The sequence below is a fragment of the Geodermatophilus sp. SYSU D00697 genome (assembly GCF_054050175.1).
In genome coordinates, this window is sequence record NZ_JBJGYV010000013.1 from 86100 (window position 1) to 105178 (window position 19079).

At 75.4% G+C, this 19079-nt stretch carries 19 protein-coding genes and 1 tRNA gene; 9 read left to right on the forward strand and 11 right to left on the reverse strand.

Going from position 1 to position 19079, the window contains the following annotated elements:
* The gene (locus ACI79C_RS13205; protein WP_456946115.1) at positions 1-180 is read right to left on the reverse strand and encodes a helix-turn-helix transcriptional regulator; all 180 of its coding nucleotides are present in this window, start codon (positions 178-180) and stop codon (positions 1-3) included.
* 159 nt (positions 181-339) lie between these two features.
* Here ACI79C_RS13205 and ACI79C_RS13210 point away from each other — a divergent pair, with 159 nt between their 5' ends.
* The gene (locus ACI79C_RS13210; RefSeq protein ID WP_456946116.1) at positions 340-915 is read left to right on the forward strand and encodes a helix-turn-helix domain-containing protein; all 576 of its coding nucleotides are present in this window, start codon (positions 340-342) and stop codon (positions 913-915) included.
* On the forward strand, positions 908-2038 hold the full coding sequence (locus ACI79C_RS13215; protein ID WP_456946117.1) for a tyrosine-type recombinase/integrase: 1131 nt from the start codon (positions 908-910) through the stop codon (positions 2036-2038). The genes ACI79C_RS13210 and ACI79C_RS13215 overlap by 8 nt, the downstream gene beginning before the upstream one ends.
* 31 nt (positions 2039-2069) lie before the next feature.
* Here ACI79C_RS13215 and ACI79C_RS13220 read toward each other — a convergent pair.
* Positions 2070-2142, reverse strand: a tRNA-Arg gene (locus tag ACI79C_RS13220).
* 88 nt (positions 2143-2230) lie between these two features.
* Here ACI79C_RS13220 and ACI79C_RS13225 point away from each other — a divergent pair.
* From ACI79C_RS13225 to ACI79C_RS13240, 4 genes are all read left to right on the forward strand, one after another.
* Positions 2231-2680 (forward strand): GNAT family N-acetyltransferase, encoded by a 450-nt coding sequence (locus ACI79C_RS13225; protein ID WP_456946173.1) that lies wholly within the window; start codon positions 2231-2233, stop codon positions 2678-2680.
* Positions 2681-2717: 37 nt separating this feature from the next.
* Entirely contained in the window at positions 2718-4082 is a 1365-nt protein-coding gene (locus tag ACI79C_RS13230) for a cryptochrome/photolyase family protein (protein WP_456946118.1), read from the forward strand.
* A gap of 84 nt (positions 4083-4166) precedes the next feature.
* Positions 4167-4976 carry an Fpg/Nei family DNA glycosylase gene (locus ACI79C_RS13235; RefSeq protein ID WP_456946119.1) on the forward strand — a complete coding sequence of 270 codons (810 nt, stop codon included), beginning with the start codon at positions 4167-4169 and terminating at the stop codon, positions 4974-4976.
* 61 nt (positions 4977-5037) lie between these two features.
* Entirely contained in the window at positions 5038-5859 is an 822-nt protein-coding gene (locus ACI79C_RS13240) for a hypothetical protein (RefSeq protein ID WP_456946120.1), read from the forward strand.
* A 3-nt stretch (positions 5860-5862) separates the two neighbouring features.
* Here the strand turns inward: ACI79C_RS13240 and ACI79C_RS13245 are convergent, their stop codons facing one another.
* On the reverse strand, positions 5863-6174 hold the full coding sequence (locus tag ACI79C_RS13245) for a putative quinol monooxygenase (protein WP_456946121.1): 312 nt from the start codon (positions 6172-6174) through the stop codon (positions 5863-5865).
* A gap of 73 nt (positions 6175-6247) precedes the next feature.
* Here ACI79C_RS13245 and ACI79C_RS13250 point away from each other — a divergent pair, with 73 nt between their 5' ends.
* Positions 6248-7657: an FAD-dependent oxidoreductase gene (locus ACI79C_RS13250; protein WP_456946122.1), complete on the forward strand. Its 1410-nt coding sequence runs from the start codon at positions 6248-6250 to the stop codon at positions 7655-7657.
* Between the two features lie 44 nt (positions 7658-7701).
* Here the strand turns inward: ACI79C_RS13250 and ACI79C_RS13255 are convergent, their stop codons facing one another.
* Together ACI79C_RS13255 and ppc are read right to left on the reverse strand one after the other, a co-directional pair.
* Entirely contained in the window at positions 7702-8814 is a 1113-nt protein-coding gene (locus ACI79C_RS13255; RefSeq protein ID WP_456946123.1) for an inositol monophosphatase family protein, read from the reverse strand.
* The gene (ppc, locus tag ACI79C_RS13260) at positions 8807-11605 is read right to left on the reverse strand and encodes a phosphoenolpyruvate carboxylase (RefSeq protein WP_456946124.1); all 2799 of its coding nucleotides are present in this window, start codon (positions 11603-11605) and stop codon (positions 8807-8809) included. Before ppc ends, ACI79C_RS13255 begins: the two co-directional genes overlap by 8 nt.
* 55 nt (positions 11606-11660) lie before the next feature.
* Here ppc and ACI79C_RS13265 point away from each other — a divergent pair, with 55 nt between their 5' ends.
* On the forward strand, positions 11661-12590 hold the full coding sequence (locus tag ACI79C_RS13265; RefSeq protein WP_456946125.1) for an SMP-30/gluconolactonase/LRE family protein: 930 nt from the start codon (positions 11661-11663) through the stop codon (positions 12588-12590).
* 97 nt (positions 12591-12687) lie between these two features.
* Here the strand turns inward: ACI79C_RS13265 and ACI79C_RS13270 are convergent, their stop codons facing one another.
* The 4 genes from ACI79C_RS13270 to ACI79C_RS13285 form a co-directional block, all read right to left on the reverse strand.
* Entirely contained in the window at positions 12688-13602 is a 915-nt protein-coding gene (locus ACI79C_RS13270) for a tetratricopeptide repeat protein (RefSeq protein ID WP_456946126.1), read from the reverse strand.
* 150 nt (positions 13603-13752) lie between these two features.
* On the reverse strand, positions 13753-14937 hold the full coding sequence (locus ACI79C_RS13275) for an ABC transporter permease (protein WP_456946127.1): 1185 nt from the start codon (positions 14935-14937) through the stop codon (positions 13753-13755).
* The gene (locus ACI79C_RS13280) at positions 14934-15854 is read right to left on the reverse strand and encodes an ABC transporter ATP-binding protein (protein WP_456946128.1); all 921 of its coding nucleotides are present in this window, start codon (positions 15852-15854) and stop codon (positions 14934-14936) included. The genes ACI79C_RS13275 and ACI79C_RS13280 overlap by 4 nt, the downstream gene beginning before the upstream one ends.
* Positions 15855-15927: 73 nt before the next feature.
* Complete coding sequence (locus ACI79C_RS13285; RefSeq protein ID WP_456946129.1) at positions 15928-16110, reverse strand: hypothetical protein; 183 nt, start codon at positions 16108-16110, stop codon at positions 15928-15930.
* A gap of 127 nt (positions 16111-16237) precedes the next feature.
* Here ACI79C_RS13285 and ACI79C_RS13290 point away from each other — a divergent pair, with 127 nt between their 5' ends.
* Positions 16238-16915: a UdgX family uracil-DNA binding protein gene (locus ACI79C_RS13290; protein ID WP_456946130.1), complete on the forward strand. Its 678-nt coding sequence runs from the start codon at positions 16238-16240 to the stop codon at positions 16913-16915.
* 30 nt (positions 16916-16945) lie between these two features.
* Here the strand turns inward: ACI79C_RS13290 and ACI79C_RS13295 are convergent, their stop codons facing one another.
* Together ACI79C_RS13295 and pdxH are read right to left on the reverse strand one after the other, a co-directional pair.
* Positions 16946-18361, reverse strand: a complete 1416-nt coding sequence (locus ACI79C_RS13295) for an MFS transporter (protein ID WP_456946131.1) — start codon at positions 18359-18361, stop codon at positions 16946-16948.
* Positions 18358-19005, reverse strand: a complete 648-nt coding sequence (gene pdxH / locus ACI79C_RS13300) for a pyridoxamine 5'-phosphate oxidase (RefSeq protein ID WP_456946132.1) — start codon at positions 19003-19005, stop codon at positions 18358-18360. The genes ACI79C_RS13295 and pdxH overlap by 4 nt, the downstream gene beginning before the upstream one ends.
* Between the last annotated feature and the right edge of the window lie 74 nt (positions 19006-19079).

A 19079-nucleotide genomic window follows, 5' to 3' on the forward strand; every position in this document is an offset into this window, starting at 1 on the left:
TCAGCTCCGAACGGCGACCTGGTCGATCCAGGCGTCGACGTCGGCCCGCCGGTAGCGGACGTGCTTGCCCAGGCGGTACCGCCGAGGACCCTGTCCCCGGGAGTTCCACTGGTACACGGTGGCCACGGGCACGCCCAGGTAGGCGGCCACGTCCTGGACGGTCATCAGGTTGTCGTTCACTGGTCTCCGTTCTGGCTTTCGGTGAACGGATGGTCTACCGTTCGTCCTGAAGAAGAACAACACGGTTCGCGAAGAAGCGCAACCGGATACCGGCGTTTCGCGAGTATGGAGAACCCACGCGTGTCAGAAGCATCAACCGCAACACCCGTCACTGAGCCCGTGGGCGCGCGGATCGGCCAGCGCATCCGCGACCTGCGTCACGCACGGGGTCTCGACCTGCGCGGACTCTCCGAGAAGCTGGCCGAGGAGGGGCGCCCGATCAAGCTGGGCCAGCTCTCGAAGCTGGAGCTGGGGCAGCGCCGCGTCGACGTCGACGACCTCGTGGCGCTCGCGGTCGTCCTGAACGTCTCGCCGAACCAGCTGCTCATGCCGGCGACGTCCGGGAGGGACGACGACACCGTGTCGCTCACGCCCGGCCACAGCCGCGTGCCCTGGCAGCGAGCGTGGCAGTGGGCCTGCGGAGACCTGTGGCTCGACGACGAGCAGCGGCCGACCACCGACGACGAGGAGATCGACTGGTACGAGACCAACCGGCCGCACGACTTCACCGGGGTCTACAACTTCACGCCCAACTCCGTGAAGGGTCACGAGGAAGCCGTGGGCGAGGTCGTCGCTGCCGCCCGTCGAGCGATCGCAGGCGGTCTCACCCACTCCTGGGTGGTGAAGGCCCTGAACTGGTTCCTGGCGGTGTCGCCCGAGTACCAGCACCGGAGCGAGGGGCGGGACCGTGGCTAGCGTCTACAAGCGGGTCCGACCGCGGGAGGGGAAGCCCGACCTCGTCACCTACGAGGCGCGGTGGCGGGAGCCGGACGGCCGGCAGCGCAAGCGGACGTTCCGGAAGAAGTCGGACGCCGACCGCTACCTGACGTCCATCGAGTCGAGCCTGCTCACCGGCGGCTACGTCGACCCCTCCCGGTCGCGCGTCACGGTGGGCGCCTACGCCGAGCAGTGGATGGCCGGCCGCACCCGGCTCAAGCCCAAGACGGTCGCGTCCTACCGCTCGCTGCTGAACAACCGGGTGCTGCCCCGGTGGGCTGACGTCCGCCTCGATCGGATCACCTACGAGGACGTCGCGGCGTGGGTGTCGGACATGGTCACGACGGTGTCCCCGTCGACCACGCGGCAGGCCTACCACCTGCTGACGTCGATGTTGGACGAGGCGGTCAAGGGCCGGCGACTGCCGTCCAACCCCGCGTCCGGAGTGGAGCTCCCCCGGCTGCCCAGGGTGCACAAGCGGTACCTGACGCACGAGCACGTCGGCCGCCTGGCCGAGGAGTGCAGGGACGAGGGCGTCGTGGTGCTGATGCTGGCCTATACGGGCATCCGGTGGGGCGAGCTGGCGGCCGTCCGCGTGGGTCGGGTGGCGCCGGGGGCGCGCCGGGTGCACATCGCCGAGGCCATGTCTGAGGTGAACGGCCGGGCCGTCTTCGGCCCGCCCAAGACGCACGCCGACCGTTGGGTGGCCGTGCCCCGCTTCCTGCAGGACCGCATCGGCGCCCTGATGGCCGGCAAGGGGCCGGACGACCTGTTGTTCACCTCACCCCGCGGCGAGGTGCTGCGGGTGCACGGATTTCGGCGGCGGTGCTTCGACCGGGCGGCGACCGCGGTCGGCCTGTCGGGCCTGGTGCCGCACGAGCTGCGGCACACCGCGGCGAGCCTGGCCATCGCGTCCGGGGCGAACGTCACAGCGGTCCAGTCGATGCTCGGTCACGCCAGCGCGGCTATGACCCTGGACCGGTACTCGCACCTGTTCGACGACGCCCTGGACGCCGTCGCCGACCGCCTCGACGAGGCTCGTCAGCGGACAGTTGTGCCCCCGTCGTGCCCCCAGGACGTCGTCGTGCCCCTGGCTCGCTGATCCGCAGACACCTGACCTGCAGGTCCACCGGTGGCCCCGAGAGGATTCGAACCTCCGACACACGGTTTAGGAAACCGTTGCTCTATCCCCTGAGCTACGGGGCCGTGACGGACCCGGAGCAGGGAGCCCGGACGCCGCACCCATCCTGGCACGCCGCCGTCCCGGCACGCGGAGGGCGCCCGGACGGCCGCGATCCGGCACCCGGGACACACCGGTTCCCCCGGCGAGGCGAAACAGGGGCGGGCTGCGAGGCGTTACCGTTCCAGTACGCATGTCGACCCCCGGCAACGGCGCCGGGGCGAGCGGAGGTGGAACACGAGCATGGAGACGAGCGTGGTCGACGTCCCCGATCGGGGACGGTTCGAGGTGCGGCTCGGCGACGAGGTGGTCGGCCTGGCGAGCTACCACGTCGAGGACGGCACCATGGCGCTGCCGCACACCGAGGTGGACCCCTCCGTCGGCGGCCGGGGCATCGGCAAGGCGCTGGTCAAGGGCGTCCTCGCCGCCGCGCGCGAGCGCGGCCTGCACGTGCTCCCCTACTGCTCGTTCGTCCGGCACTACATCCAGCAGCACCCCGAGGAGCTCGACCTGGTCGCCGAGGCCGACCGGCCGCACTTCGGCCTGGAGACCGCCGACCGCTGACCTGCGGGCCGGCCGCTCCCTCCCTACGCTGGCGCGGGTGCCCACCGCCCTGCTGTGGTTCCGCCGCGACCTGAGGCTGGCCGACCACCCGGCACTGCTGGCGGCGATCGAGGCGGCTGGTCCCGACGGCGCCGTCCTGCCGCTGTTCGTCGTCGACCCGCGGCTGTGGGGCGCCTCGGGACAGCCGCGGCGACGCTTCCTGCTCGACTGCCTCGCCGACCTCGGCGCTGCGGTCGACGGTGCCCTGGTGCTGCGCTCCGGGGACCCGGCGGGCGTCGTCCCGCAGCTGGTGCGTGAGGTCGGGGCGGACAGCGTCCACGTCTCCGCCGACGCCGGCCCCTACGGCCGGCAGCGTGACGCCGCGGTCGAGCGGGCGCTCGGCGGGGTCCCGCTGGTGCGCACCGGCTCGCCCTACGCGGTGACGCCGGGCCGGGTCACGAAGTCCGACGGGACGCCGTTCCGCGTCTTCTCCCCCTTCGCCCGGGCCTGGCGCGAGCACGGGTGGCGCGCCCCGGCGCCGCGGCCGCAGTCGGTCCCGTGGGCTCTCGGCGTCTCCTCCGAGGCCCCGCCGGAGGCCCCCGCCCTGGACGGCGTCCGGCTGCCCCCGGCCGGTGAGTCGGCTGCCCGCGACGCCTGGCGACGCTTCCGCGCGGAGCGGCTAGAGGACTACGAGCGGACGCGCAACACCCCGGGCACCGACGGCACCAGCCGGCTGTCGGCGTACCTCAAGTACGGCTGCGTGCACCCGCGCACGCTGCTGGCCGACCTCGGGGGCCTGGACTCGCAGGCCGCCGACCGGTTCCGCACCGAGCTGGCCTGGCGGGACTTCTACGCCGACGTCCTGTGGCACCGCCCCGAGTCGGCGCGCGAGCCGCTGGACGAGAGCATGCGGGCGATGCCCTACGACTCCGGCCCGGACGCCGACGCGCGGTTCGCCGCGTGGGCGGAGGGCCGGACCGGCTACCCGATCGTGGACGCCGGGATGCGCCAGCTGGCCGGCGAGGCCTACGTGCACAACCGGGTCCGGATGATCGTGGCGTCGTTCCTGGTCAAGGACCTGCACGTGGACTGGCGGCGCGGCGCCCGGTACTTCCTGCAGCACCTGGTCGATGGGGACCTGGCCAGCAACAACCACGGCTGGCAGTGGGTGGCCGGCACCGGCACGGACGCCTCGCCCTACCACCGCGTCTTCAACCCGGTCCGGCAGGGCAAGGAGTTCGACCCCGACGGCGACTACGTGCGCCGCTGGGTGCCCGAGCTGCGCGACGTCCCGGCCCGCTACGTGCACGAGCCGTGGACGGCCCCGGACGGCGTCCCCGAGGGGTACCCGCTGCCCGTCGTCGACCACGCCGAGGAGCGCCGGGTCGCCCTCGACCGGTACGCGCGGGTCCGCGGCCGCTGACGCCGGCGCCGGCGCCCCCGGCGTCGTCGTGGCGGAGCCGCAGGCCACGGGGGAAGCTGGAGGGCGTGACCTGCCGAGCCGCCCGTGCCTGAGGGCCACACCCTGTTCCGGCTCGCCCGGGACCAGTCGCTCGCCTTCGCCGGCCGCCCGGTGCACGTCACCAGCCCGCAGGGCCGCTTCGCCCAGGGCGCGGCGCTGCTCGACGGGCGGGTGCTCGACGAGGTGACCTCCTACGGCAAGCACCTGTTCGCCTGCTTCGGCGGCGACACCCTGCACGTGCACCTCGGGCTGTACGGCAGCTACACCGCCGGCACCGGCACGCCGCCACCGGCGAAGGGCGCGCTGCGGATGCGGTGGGTCGGCGACGGGCCCGACGGCGGCGGCGTGTGGACCGACCTGCGCGGCGCCACCGCCTGCGAGGTGATCACCACCGCGGAGGCCGACGGCATCCTCGCCCGGCTGGGCCCCGACCCGCTGCGGTCGCCCCGCGGCGGAGCGGCGGCCCACCGGCGGATCGCCGGCAGCCGCACCGCGTTGGGTGCGCTGCTCATGGACCAGTCGGTGCTGGCCGGCGTCGGGAACGTGTACCGCGCCGAGATCCTGTTCCGGCACCGGGTGTCGCCGTTCCGTCCCGGCAGGGAGGTCGACGCCGAGCTGTGGGCGCGGATGTGGTCGGACCTGGTGGTGCTCATGCGCGCCGGGGTCCGGATGGGGCGGATCGTGACCACCCGGCCGGAGGACCGCACCCGCAAGCGGGGCGCGGTCGTGCGGGAGGACGCGCACTACGTGTACCGCCGCACCGGCCTGCCCTGCCGCATCTGCGGCACCGAGGTGCGCACCCAGGAGATGGCCGGCCGCAACCTGCACTGGTGCCCGGTCTGCCAGGCCGTCTGAGCGGTCCGGACCGATCCGCGGACGAGTGACCCACGGCAGCGCCGCCGGTACCGTTCGGAGGATGCCGAGCACGCTGCGCGCCCTCGCGGGAGCCGTGCTCGCGTGCGCCTCCCTCGTGATCGGGCTGCCGTCGGCGGCCGCCTCGACCGACGACGAGGCCGGCGTCGGCTACGACGTCTCCCACCCGCAGTGCGGGCGGGACCTGCCCGAGGAGCCCCCCTTCGCGATCGTGGGGGTCAACGGCGGCGTGGCCACCCGCCCCAACCCCTGCCTGGCCGAGCAGCTGGAGTGGGCCGCGACGGCGACCGGCGAGGTGCGCGGCCAGCCGGCGGTGCAGCTCTACGTGAACACGGCCAACCCCGGCGAGGTCCTCGACCAGGTGCACACCTGGCCCTTCAGCGGCCACACGCCCTACGGCAGCTGCGAGGGCGACAACAGCCGGGCCTGCTCGTGGCAGTACGGCTGGCTGCGGGCCTACGTCGACGTCGAGGCGTTCTTCGCCCCGGCCGCCGAGGAGGCGGGGATCGACCCCCACCCGGGCGCCCACCGCTGGTGGCTCGACGTGGAGACGATGAACACCTGGCAGTCGGGGTCACCGGAGGCCCTCGCCCGCAACCGGGCGGCGCTGGAGGGGATGACGGCGTACCTGACCGGCCGGGGCGCGGAGGCGGGTCTGTACTCCACCGGCCGGCAGTGGGGCCGGATCGCCGGGGAGGTCCCCGAGGACAGCCCGTTGCACGACCTGGACAGCTGGCTGGCCGGCGCGTCCTCCCGGGAGGGCGCGCAGGCGAACTGCCGGCGGCCGCCGCTGGTCGAGGGCGGGGAGGTGGTCCTCACCCAGTACGTCGACTCCGCCCTGGACCACGACGTCGCCTGCGGCTGAGCCCTACAGCGCGCCCTTGGCGTCGTCCCCGGTCGGGACGGCGGTGAGGACCTGCAGCTCCGGCTCGCCGGTGAGCTTGCCCTCCAGCGCCCGGCTGAGCGCGGTGAGCGCCTCGCCCTTGCCGTGGGCGGCCAGCGCCTCGGGGCTCTCCCACTGCTCGATCATCACCAGGCGGTCGTCCTGCCCCTCGTGCAGGGCGTAGCGCTGGCAGCCCGGCTCGTCGTGGACCTGCGGGATCGCGGCCAGCACCGCCTCCCGGACGGCGGCGCGGTGCTCGTGCTGGGGACTGATGGTCGCGACGACGACGACGGCCACGGGTGCGCTCCTGGGGTCGGGGAGGGGGCGGATGCCTGGTGCATTCCCACCCGGCGGGGTCAGGATGCCTGTCGTGTCGGTCGACGAAGACCCCGGTCCCCCGTCCCCCGCGCCGCCCCTGCGGGTGGCCGTCGTCGGCGCAGGCCCGGCCGGCATCTACGCCGCCGAGGCGCTGACCCGGCAGACGGACGTGCCGGTCGCCGTCGACCTGATCGACCGGCTGCCCACCCCGTTCGGCCTGGTGCGGCACGGCATCGCGCCGGACCACCCGAAGATGCGGGCCATCCGTGACACCCTGCACCGCGCGCTGGACCACCCCGCGGTGCGCTTCGTCGGCAACGTCGAGATCGGCCGGGACATCTCCTGCACCGACCTCTCCGGCGCTGTGGACGCGGTCATCTACACCTACGGCGCCGCGCTGGACCGTCACCTGGCCATCCCCGGCGAGGAGCTGCCGGGCAGCCTCGCCGCCACCGACCTGGTCGCCTGGTACACCGGCCACCCCGACGCCGACCGGGCGACGGTCGAGGCCGCGCTGGCCCGGGCGCGGTCGGCCGTCGTGGTGGGGGTGGGCAACGTGGCCCTCGACGTGGCCCGCGTGCTCGCCCGCACCCCGGCCGAGCTCGAGCCGACCGACATGCCCCAGCACGTGCTCGACGCGCTCGCCGCGGCGCCGGTGCAGGAGGTCACCATCCTCGGCCGCCGCGGCCCGGCGAACGCCACCTTCACCACCCAGGAGCTGCGCGAGCTCGACGAGCTGGCGCGGGCCACGGTGCTGGTCGACCCGGCCGACCTCGAGCTCGACCCCGCCGCGCAGGAGCGGGCCGACGCCGACCGGGTGGTGCACCGCAACCTCGCCGTCCTGCACGAGTGGGCGCAGCACACGCTGGAGCTGGGCCGGACGCCGATCCGGCTGCGCTTCTACGCCCGGCCGGTGCGGCTGCTCGGCGAGGACCGCGTGACCGCCGTCGAGGTGGAGCGCACCGTCGTCGACGCCGACGGCCGCCTCACGGGGACCGGCGAGACCAGCCTGGTCCCGGCCGACCTGGTGGTCCGCTCGGTGGGGTACCGCGGCAGCGGGCTGCCGCAGCTGCCGCTGGACGAGCGCCGCGGCGTCGTGCCCAACGAGGCGGGCCGGGTGCTGCGTGACGGGGCGCCCGCCCCCGGCGAGTACGTGGCCGGGTGGATCAAGCGCGGCCCCACGGGGGTCGTCGGCACCAACAAGCACGACGCCCGCGAGACCGTCGCCGCGCTGCTGGAGGACGTCGCCTCCGGTGTGCTCCGCCCGGGCGGCGGCGGGACCGACGACCTGGTGTCGGAGCTGCGGGCCCGCGGCGCCGACCCGGTGCTGCTCGAGGACTGGCGGGCCATCGACGCCGCCGAGGTCGCGCTCGGCGCCACCCGCGGGCGGGCCCGCACCACGCTGCACGAGTGGGAGTCGCTCATGGCCGCGGTGCGGGAGGCCGCCGCTCGGGTCGACTGACGCCGGGCGGGCCCGTGCCGACCCGCTCGCCGATCGGGCCGCGCTCAGCCCATGGTCGCGACCAGCTCCGCGGCGTCCTCCGCGGTGCCGGCCGCGACGAAGCGGATGAGGGCGTCGGTGTCCGGGCTGAGGCGGACCGGCGCGCCGTCCGCGGTGAGCGCCACGCCCCCGGCCGCGGTGAGCACCGCCAGCGCGCCGGCCACGTCGTGCACGTGGGTGCCGCTGCGGTCGAGGTCGTGCCACGCCCCCGCCGACCCGTCGGCCACCAGGCACAGCTCGACCGCGGTGCAACCGGTGACCCGCACCCGCCGGGCGCCGGGCGGCACGGTGACCACCGACCCGGGCGGGGCACTGGGGACGACGACGGTGCCCCCGGCCCGCGGCCGCACCGGCACCCCGTCGCGCACGGCTCCCTGACCGGCCGCGCCGGCCCAGCGCCGGCCCGAGGAGAGGTCGACGACGACCCCGGCCACCGGCTGCCCGTCCTGGACCAGCCCCGCCGAGAACGCCCACGGCGGCAGGCCCGCCCGGAAGTTGCCGGTGCCGTCCAGCGGGTCGAGGACCACCCAGGGCATCGTCGGGTCGACCGGCCGGTCCGGCCGCTCCTCGCTCAGCAGCGGCAGCCCCAGCGCGCCGAGCACACCGACGGCGGCCACGTGCGCGGCCTCGTCGGCGGCCAGTGACGGGCTCCCGTCGGCCTTGACGCGGTCCCCGCCCTCCCCGCGGGCGAGCGCGACGGCGGTCTCGACGCGGGTGGCGGCCAGCGCCGCCAGGTGCAGGAACCGCTCGGCGAACGGGGCGGTGGACGGCGGCTCGGGAACCGGCACCACGCCGCGCCCACCCGGCCGGTCGCGCACCCGCTCGCAGCCCCAGCCGACCGCGGTGTCGAGCACCGCCGGGGCGTCGGGCGCCAGGCCGGCGGAGGCCAGCACCACGGCCTCCGGCGTCCCCTCGACGGTCCACTGCCGGCGCAGCAGCACCGCCGCGCCGTCACCGTCGGCGAGGACCCGGTAGGCCGGGTCGCTGACCGCGGGGGCCAGGGCGGCGGGCGCGAGCCCGAGGGCCGACGCCGCCGCCGCGAGCTCCGGGCCGCCGGTGGCCGGGCGCGGTCGTCCGTCGGCCGGCGCGGCAGCGCGGGCGGGCAGGAGGTCAGCCACTGTTGCGCAGCGCGGTGGCGATGCCGTTGATGGTCAGCTGGATGTTGCGGCGGACCAGCTCGTCGTCGTCCCCGCCCCGGCGCCGCCGCAGCATCTCCACCTGCAGGTGGTGCAGCGGCTCCAGGTAGGGGAACCGGTTGCGGATCGAGCGGGCCAGCGCCGGGTTGTCGGCCAGCAGGTGGTCGTCGCCGGTGACCGCCAGCAGCATCCGGCAGCTGCGCTCGTGCTCGGCGGCGACCTGGTCGAACACCCGGTGCCGCAGCTCCTCGTCGGGCACCAGCTCGGCGTAGCGGGCGGCCAGCCCCAGGTCGGTCTTGGCCAGCACCATGCCCATGTTGGACAGCATCGTGCGGAGGAACGGCCAGCGCTCGTGCAGCTCCTGCAGGCGGGCCAGTCGGGCGTCGTCGCCGTCCACCCACGACTCGAGCGCGGTGCCGGTGCCGTACCAGCCGGGCAGCATGATGCGCGCCTGCGACCAGCTGAACACCCACGGGATCGCCCGCAGGTCGGCGATCGAGTCGCCGGCCTTGCGCGAGGGCGGCCGGCTGCCGATGTTGAGCTCGGCGAGCTCGCCGATCGGCGTGGCCGCCCGGAACCACTCGACGAAGCCGGGCGTCTCGTGCACCAGTGCGCGGTAGGCCGCCCGGGCGCGCTCGGCCAGGTCGTCGAGGAGCGTGTACGCGTCCTCCGCCAGGTCGCCCAGGCCCTCGACGTCGAGCAGGGTCGCCTCCAGCGTGGCCGCCACCATCGCCTCGAGGTTGCGCCGGGCGCGGTCGGGCTCGGCGTACTTGGCGGCGATCACCTCGCCCTGCTCGGTGATGCGCAGCGCCCCCGCGACCGCCCCGGGCGGCTGCGCCCGGATCGCGTCGTAGCTCGGGCCACCGCCCCGGCCCACGGTGCCGCCGCGGCCGTGGAACAGCCGCAGCCGGATGCCCTCGGTCCGGGCGAGCTCCACCAGTGCCAGCTCGGCCCGGTACAGCGCCCAGTTGGCGGCGAGGTAACCGCCGTCCTTGTTGCTGTCGGAGTAGCCGAGCATGACCTCCTGCACGTCGCCGCGGTTGGCCAGCAGCGCCCGGTAGAGCGGCTGGTCGAGGACGGCGCGCATCGTCCCGGCGGCGCCCTGGAGGTCCTCGATCGTCTCGAACAGCGGCGAGATGCCCACCGGGCAGGTGGGCCCGTCCTCCCCGTCGGGGTCGAGCAGGCCGACCTCCTTGAGCAGGACGGCGACCTCGAGGACGTCGCTCACCGACTCGCACATGCTGATCACGTAGTTCGGGATGGCCTGCGGGCCCAGCGCCGCCACCTGCGCAGCGGCGGCGCGGAGCAGGTCGAGCTCCCCGCGGGCCAGGTCGGAGAGCTCCGCGTCCGGCCGGACCAGCGGACGGCGCATCCGCAGCTCGCCGACGAGCAGCGCGACCCGCTCGTCCTCCGCCAGCGCCGCGTAGTCGGGGCTGACGCCCGCCCAGGCCAGCAGCTCGGCGAGCACCTCCTCGTGCACCGCCGAGTTCTGCCGCATGTCCAGCCCGCACAGGTGGAAGCCGAAGACCTCCACGCCCTCGCGCAGCCGCGCCAACCGGTCGTCGGCGAGCGCGCCGGCCCCGTGGGTGCGCAGCGACGCGTCGATGGTGGCCAGGTCGGCCAGCAGCTCGTCAGGGGTCTCGTAGGGCTCGAGCCGGGCGTGCGGGGGCGGCCCCGGAACGGTGCCGAGCACCCGGTGCGCGGTGGCGGCCAGGCGGGCGTGGATGCCGTAGGTGGCGCGCCGGTAGGGCTCGTCCGCGCGGAAGCGCGAGTCGTCGCGGGAGGCCTCGGCGAGGTGGTACAGCGCCGGGGTGGGGGTCACCAGCCGGTCGGACATCGACAGCTCGTCGTGCAGCACGAGCAGCTCGGCGAGGTGGTGGCCCAGCGCCGTCTCGGCCTGCCGGGTGCTGGCCCGGCGGACGGCGTCGGCGGTGACGAACGGGTTGCCGTCGCGGTCCCCGCCGATCCAGGAGCCGGGCAGGAGCATCGGCCGGGGCAGCAGGTCGGCCCCGGGCCAGCGCTCGCGCAGCGCCCGCCGCAGCTCCGCGTTGATCGCCGGGATCACCTCGAACAGCGACAGCTCGTAGTAGCGCAGCGCCTCGTCGATCTCGTCGGCCAGCCGCAGCCGGGACAACCGCAGCAGCGCCGTCTGCCAGAGGGTGAGCACCGCCCGCTGCAGCTCCGCCGCCCACTCCCGGTCCCCGGCCTCCCCGGGCGCCGAGCGGTCGCGGCGGCGGATCAGCTCGGTGACCTGCCGCTGCACGCGGAACACCGTCCGGCGGCGCACCTCGGTCGGGTGCGCGGTGACGACGGGGCAGACCAGCGCGCCGTCGAGCTCCCGGGCGACGACGTCGGGGTCGAGCCGCTCGGCGTCCAGCAGCGCGAAGGTGGCGGCCAGGCTGCCCTTCTGCGGCGGCGAGCCCTCCCGCCGGTGGAAGCGCCGCCGGCGCTCGTGGTGGATGTCCTCGGCCAGGTTCGCCAGCAGGGAGAAGTGGCTGAACGCGCGGATCACGTGGTTGGCCGACCGGACGTCCAGGTCGCCCAGCCGCCCGGCCAGCTCGGCCCGGTCGACCTCCGAGCGGCGCACGCGGAAGGCCTCGACGCGGGTGGACTCGACGAGGGCGAGGACGTCGTCCCCGGACTGCTCGCCGATCACCTCGCCGAGGACGCGGCCGAGCAGCCGGATGTCCTCGCGCAGCGGGGCGTCGGTGGCGTCCTCCTCGGCTGCTCCGTGGTGGCGCAGATCGGCGACGTCGACGGTGGCTTCCGACACCGCTGCAGTATCGACCGGCCGTGTGACGGGTGCGTGTCCTGGGGACACCACCCTCGTGCAGCGCCTCTCCGCCTCCCCTGCCGCCCCGACCGCCGCCGAGCACGGGGAGGGCCCCACCTGGGACGACGACCGGGGTGAGCTGCTCTGGGTGGACATCTCCGCGGGGTCGGTGCGGCGGGCCACCGTGGCCGAGGACGGCACGCTCACCGAGGTGGCCGCGCACCGCGGGGGAGGCACCGTCGGCGCCGTCGTCCCTGCGGCGGACGGCGGCTGGCTGCTGGCCGCGGACGGCGGCTTCACGCACCTGGCCGAGGACGGCACCGCACGGGTGCTGATCACCCTCGCCGGGGAGGGCGGCAGCCCCGAGGACGGCGGCACCCGGATGAACGACGCGGCCTGCGACCGGGCCGGGCGCTTCCTCGCCGGGACCATGGCCTTCGACCAGCGGCCCGGTGCCGGCGCGCTGTACCGCCTGGACCTCGACGGGACGGTCACCACGGTGCTCGACGGGCTGACCGTCTCCAACGGCATCGGCTGGTCCCCCGACGACCGCACCGTCTACCTCGCCGACTCCGGGCCCGGCGTGGTGCACGCCTTCGACCACGACCCCGCGACCGGGGAGTTCACCAACGGCCGGGTGCTGCTCGAGTTCTCCGGCGAGGACGGCGTGGCCGACGGCCTGACCGTCGACGACGAGGGGTGCATCTGGACGGCGCTGTGGGGCGGCGGGCAGGTGCGCCGGTGGTCCCCGGAGGGCGACCTGCTGGCGGTCGTCCACGTGCCGGTGCGCCAGACGTCCAGCTGCGCGTTCGCCGGTCCGGGCCGCGACCTGCTGGTGATCAGCACGTCCACGGAGGGGATGGACGACGCCGCGCGGGCGGCCGAGCCGGACGCCGGCCGGCTGTTCACGGCTCGCCCCGGGGTCACCGGCCCCCCGGCGTTCCCCTACCGCGGCCCGCTCGGCGGCCTGCGCCAGGTCGTCTGAGGTCCACCCGCGGCACTCGCCCCCACCCGCGAGATCTGCACAGTGGCGCTCGTCGCGGCCCTGATGGCCTCCACTGCGCAGATCTCGCTGGCCCCGTTCAGCCGTCGAGGTCGCGCAGCGCCTGCGCCGCGAGGTCGTCCCCGTCGGCGGCGCCCAGCCGCAGGTGCTCGACGGCCCCGTCGAGGTCGCCGCGCTCGGCCAGCAGCACCGCCAGGTTGTGGTGGCAGTAGGTGTCGCCGGCCGCGATGCCCGCCCGGTAGGCCTCCTCGGCGGCCTCCTCGTCGTGCAGTTCGTCGGCGTAGAGGTTGCCCAGCGGCAGCCAGGCCTGGGCCTCGCCCAGCTTGGCCCCCCGCTCCAGGACGAACCGCGCCTCGGCGGGCCGGCCGGTCTCGCGCAGGAGGTGGGCGAGGGCCACGCGGGTGCCGGGGTAGTGCGCCTGCCCGGCGCGCAGGTCCGCCTCGAGGGCCGGGTCCTGGGTCTCGCGCCACCGCCAGCCGGCGACGACCGCGGCGGCCACCGCGTTCCCGCTCACGGCCACCTCGACCGCCACCTCGAGGGCCTGGACCCGCTCCCCCTGCTCGTGCAGCAGGAAGGCCAGCTGCAGCGCCCCCTGCGGGTCCCCGGCCGCGCCGGCACCCTGGTAGGCCCGCATGGCACCGGCGAGGTCGCCGAGCTCCTCGAGCACCAGCCCGAGGTTCACCCAGGCGTCGCGCTCACCGCCGGCGAGGGCACGCTCGTAGGCCTGCGCGGCCTCCTCGACCTGGCCCCGCGCGGCCAGCGAGTTGCCCAGGTTGAACCAGCCGAGCGGGGCGCCGAGCTCGGCCGCGCGGCGGAAGCAGCGTTCGGCGTCCCGGTCCCGCCCGGCCTCGGCCAGGTCGCAGCCCAGCTCGATGATCACGTCGGCGTCCCGGCAGGCGCGCAGCCGCCGGAGGCGCCCGTCGAGGTCCTTCCCCATGCCGGCGATCATGGCGGCGGCCGGCGGCGGCGTCGTCCCCCGACGGTGGCGTCTCACCCCTCGGAGGCGGTGCGCCGGGTCACCCACCGAAGGCCTCCCGCCACGCCGGCATCAGCGACTCCCGGCTCCACCATGCGGCCGCGCCACCCCCGCCCGGTCGCGCCCGACCGACCCGCGAAGGGCCCCGGCCCCGGACGGGGCCCTTCGTCACGCGCCCTCGGCCCGCAGGGCCTCCCGGATCTTGGTCTTGCCGCTCGTGCGCAGCAGCGCCCCGGCGTACACCCGGCCGCCGAGCCGGACGATCAGCGCGATCGCCACCAGCATGAGGACGACGGCCAGCGCGACCTCCCAGGCCGCGACCTCGCCCGCCGCCTGCCGCACCGGCATCACCGTCGGCGAGAGGCCCGGCACGTAGGAGGTCACGGTGGCCAGCGTGCTGCTGGGGTCGCCGGCGGCCTGGATGGCGACGATGAACCCGACCACCAGCAGGATCGTCGTCGGCGTGAGCACGCTGCCGAGGTCCTCCTGCCGGCTGACCAGGGACGCCGCCACGGCGAAGACCGAGGCGTAGAAGGCGTACCCGAGGACGAACCAGGCCACGACGGTGACCACGGTGCTGATCAGGTCGCCGGGGACCGTGACGATGTCGAAGGCCAGCGCCGCGGCCACACCGACGACGCCGATGACGACGATCTGGCCGAGCCCCAGCACGCCCAGGCCCAGGATCTTGCCCGCCAGCAGCTGCCAGGGGCGCATGGTGGCCAGCAGCAGCTCCACCACCCGGCTGGACTTCTCCTCGACCACGCCCTGGGCGACGAACTGCCCGAACAGGATCAGCAGGCCGTAGAGGACCCCGACGCCGACGATCGCGACGACCACCGCCTGGCCGTCGTCCTCGCTGCCCTCGAGCGGGGTGACGGCGACCTGGGGCAACGTCTCCAGGTCGACGCCGGCCTCGAGCAGCCGGTCGGAGATGGCCACGCTGTTGACCGCGCTGGTGACGACGGCCTCCATCGTCGCGTCGCGCTCGCGCACGAGCAGTCGCGGGTCGGCGCCGGCGCCCTCGACGAGGGCGCCGTCGACCTCGTCGTCCTCGACCGCGGCCCGGGCCGTGGCCTCGTCGGCGTACTCGACGATCTCGACGTCCACGCCGACCGCCTCGCCCTGGGCCTGGACGGCGGGGCCGAGCCGGCCGCCGTCGCCGACGATGCCCAGCCGCCCCTCGTTGCCGCCCGAGCTGACGGCGACGTTGAAGGCGATGGCACCCAGCAGCAGGACGATGATGACGATCGAGCTGATGATGAAGTTCTTGTCGCGGATGCGGCTGCTGATCTCGCGGCCGGCGACCAGCCGCACCAGGGCGGCGCTCGACGGCGTGCGTGGCTCGGTCACGCCGCCACCTCCTCACGCTCGGGGGCCGGATCGGCCACGGCCTCGCGGAAGAGCTCGACCAGGGTGGGCTCCCGCCAGGCGAAGTGGGTGACCCGGCCGGTGCGCAGCGCGGCGGCGAGCACGGCCTGGTCGTCGGTGCCGCCGTCCAGTTCGAGCAGCGTGTCCCCGGCCTGCTGGGAGACCACGCGCACCCCCGGCAGCACGGCCGCCCAGCCCTGCGGCGCGTCGGGCACGACCACCCGGAGCAGGCGGCCGGCCTCCCGCCGGCGCAGCTCGGCGACCGTGCCCGCGGCGACGATGTGCCCGCGGGCGAGGATCCCGACCGCGTCGCACAGGCGCTCCACCAGGTCGAGCTGGTGGCTGGAGAAGACGACCGGGACGCCGTCGCGGACCTGCTCGAGCAGCGCCTCGGCGAGGGCGTCGACGCCGACCGGGTCCAGGCCGGAGAAGGGCTCGTCGAGGATGAGCACCTCGGGCCGGCTGACCAGCGCCGCGGCCAGCTGGACCCGCTGCTGGTTGCCCAGCGACAGCTTCTCCACCTGGTCGCGGCGCCGGGCGCCCAGCCCCAGCCGCTCGGCCCAGTGCTCGGCGGCGCGGCCGGCCGCCGCGGCGTCCAGCCCGTGCAGCCGGGCGAAGTAGGCCAGCTGCTCGCCGACCCGCATCTTCGGGTAGAGCCCACGCTCCTCCGGCATGTAGCCGATCCGCCGGCGCACCGCCTGGTCCAGCGGGCGGCCCCGCCACCGGACCTCACCGGCGTCGGCGCGGGCCAGGCCCATGGCGATCCGCATCGTGGTCGTCTTGCCCGCGCCGTTGGCCCCGCAGAACCCGAACATCGAGCCCGGTGCGACGGTGAACGACACCCCCTCGAGCACCCGGTGGGACCCGTAGGTCTTGACCAGGCCGTCGAACTCCAGCACCGCACTCCCCAGGACGTCGTCTACCGGTGGTCACCGAAACTATCGGCCGGACCCCGGCAGACCTGGAGGCGGCTCAGGGGACCTTCGCCAGTTCGCGGGCCTCGGCGTGGGTGGCCTGCCGGCCGGTGTCGGCGTCGGCGGTGGCGAGGGCGGGCTGGTGGGTGAGGGTGCCCACGGCGAGCAGCGCGGTGGACACGGGCAGGGACCAGGTCCCGGCGGTGAGCGCCCGTCGGACGGGGTCGGTGCGGATGGTCACGGGGAGGTCCTCTCCAGCAGGGCGTCCGGTCGGGCGCCGGCGAGGGTCACCGTCCGCGGGCCGCTGTCACGGGGCTGTCGTGCGCCCGGGCCCTGCGGTTGGGGCCCGACTGCTGTGGAATCGGGCCATGAGCCAGGAGAACGTCCCCGCGCAGCCGCCGACCGGGGTCGGGCTGGAGGGCCTGCGCTCGGCCGCCGCCGGGTGCACGGCGTGCGAGCTGTGGCAGGGCACCACACAGACGGTCTTCGGGGAGGGGCCGGAGACCGCGCGCATCGTGTTCGTCGGCGAGCAGCCCGGCGACCAGGAGGACCGGAAGGGCGAGCCGTTCGTCGGCCCGGCCGGTCGGCTCCTGGACAAGGCGCTCGCCGAGGCCGGCATCGACCGCCGCGACGCCTACGTCACCAACGCCGTCAAGCACTTCCGGTTCACGCAGAAGGGCAAGCGGCGGATCCACCAGACCCCGGGCCCGGAGCACCTGCGCGCCTGCCGCCCGTGGCTGGAGGCCGAGTTCGCCGTCCTCCAGCCGGAGGTGGTCGTCTGCCTCGGCGCGACGGCGGCCAAGGCGCTGATCTCGCCGTCCTTCCGCATCACCAAGGACCGCGGCCAGCTCCTCCCCTGGACGGCACCCGGCGTGGCCGCCGCCGAGGGAGAGCCGGCCGACGACGACGAGGACGCCCCGCACCAGACCTGGATGCTGGCCACGACGCACCCCTCGGCGGTCCTGCGGACACCCGACGAGGCCCGGGACGCCGCCTACGAGGCCCTCGTCGCCGACCTCCGGGTGGTCGCCGGCGCGCTCGCCTGAACCCTGCCCTGCGGAACCGGACGGGACCGGTTATGAAGTAGCCGGTCCCGGCCGGTCCTCGCCACTCTCGGGGGCGGGCGAGGCCGGCCGGGCTCCGCCCGCCGGCACCGTCGCGTACGTCGACCGCGAGGCCCGGAAGTGCCAGAACGAGGGCACGACCAGGGCCACGAGCAGCATCGCGACGACGACCACGACGCCGCCGGAGACCATCGCGGCGCTCACACCGGCCGCGCTCGCGATCGCCCCGGCGCGGAGGTCGCCCAGGCGGGGGCCGCCGGTGACGACGACGATGAAGACGCCCTGCATCCGGCCGCGCATGTGGTCGGGCGCGGCCAGCTGCAACATCGACGAGCGCAGGACGGCGCTGACCATGTCGCCCGCGCCGGCGACCGCGAGGCAGAGCACCGCGAGCCACAGCGTCGGCGCGAACCCGAAGCCGATGATCGCCACGCCCCAGACGGCGACCGCCCCGAGCACCACCGCGCCCTGCCGGTCGACCCGCGTCACCCACCCCGAGGTCAGCCCCATGACCAGCGCACCGATGGAGACACCGGCGAACAGCCAGCCCAGGCTGTTGGGCGAGCCGGCGTAGCGGCCCTCCGACAGCTCCGGGAACACCGCCTGCGGCCAGGCGAACAGCATCGCGATGACGTCGACGACGAAGGTCATGAGCAGCACCGGCTGCGTCCGGAGGAAGGCGAACCCCTCCCCCACCCCGCGCACGGCCGCGCCCAGCCGCAGCGGACCGGCGTCCCTCCCCGGGGGCAGGTGCGGCAGCCCGCGCAGGAGGAGGACGGCGACCAGGAAGCCCAGGGCGTCGACGGCGTAGGTCAGGAACAGCTCCCCGAAGCCGATCAGCACACCGGCCAGCAGCGGCCCGGCGATGACCCCGACCTGGCGCACCGTCATCGCCAGCGCGTTGGCCGCGGGCACCCCCGCGGGCCCCACCAGCGCCGGGATGACCGCGCTGCGGGCCGGCTGGTTGACGGCGGTGAACCCGGACACGCAGGCGGTGAGCACCCACAGCAGCCAGAGGTTGCCCCCGCCGGGCAGCAGGGCCTGGACGGCGAGCAGCGCGCTGGTCACCGCCGACCCCGCGCCGGTGATGAGCATCAGCCGGCGGCGGTCCATCGTGTCGGCGATCGCGCCGCCGAGCAGGCCGAAGGCGATCAGCGGCACCAGGGCCACCATCGACGTCACGCCCACCAGCAGGGAGGAGCCGGTGAGGTCGTAGACCTGGTACGGGACGGCGACCAGCGTCATCTGCTGGCCCATCATCGTCGCCGCGACGCCCCAGAACAGCCGCCGGTAGTGCGCGTTGCGCAGGGGGGTGGTGTCGATCGCCCAGCCGCGACGGCTCCTCGGCTCGACCGGCACCGGCTCCTCGACCGGGCCGCCGCCCTCCACGGGGTCGACCGGCGACGGGCCGCTCCCGGAACCGCTCACGGGGCGAGCCGCTGGACCACCCAGCCGCCCCCCTCCTCGTCGTCGCGCACGAAGCGGAGCCGGTCGTGCAGCCGGTCGGCCCCGCCCTGCCAGAACTCCACCCGCTCGGGCACCACCCGGTACCCGCCCCAGACCTCCGGCCGCGGCAGCCCACCCTCCGCGCTCTCGGCGTCCAGCCGGTGCAGCCGCTCCTCCAGCTCCTCGCGGGAGTCGACGATGGTCGACTGGATCGAGGCGACCGCCGCCAGCTGGGCGCCGCGCGGCCGCGGGTCCCACAGGTCGTCGGAGGCGGTGCTCCCGATGCGCTCCACCCGGCCGGTCACCCGCACCTGGCGCTGCAGGGCGTGCCACGGGAAGACCAGCGCCGCCCGCGGGTTCACCGCGATCTGGGCGCCCTTCGCCGACGCGTAGCTGGTGCCGAAGACGAAGCCGTACTCGTCGTAGCCCTTGACCAGCACGATGCGCGCGTCGGGGGCGCCGTCGGCGTCCGCGGTCGCCACCACGACGGCGTTGGGCTCGGGCAGCTCGGCGGCGACGGCGTCGGCGAACCAGCGGTCGAACTGCTCCACCCACGTCGGGGCGAGGTCGGACTCGCGCAGTCCCCGGGTTTCGTAGTCCCTGCGCATGCGGGAGAGGTCGGGCACGGGCCCATGCTGTCACTGGCCGTCCCCACCGGCGCGCACACCGCGAGGACCCCCGCCCCGGCTGTCCTGGGCCT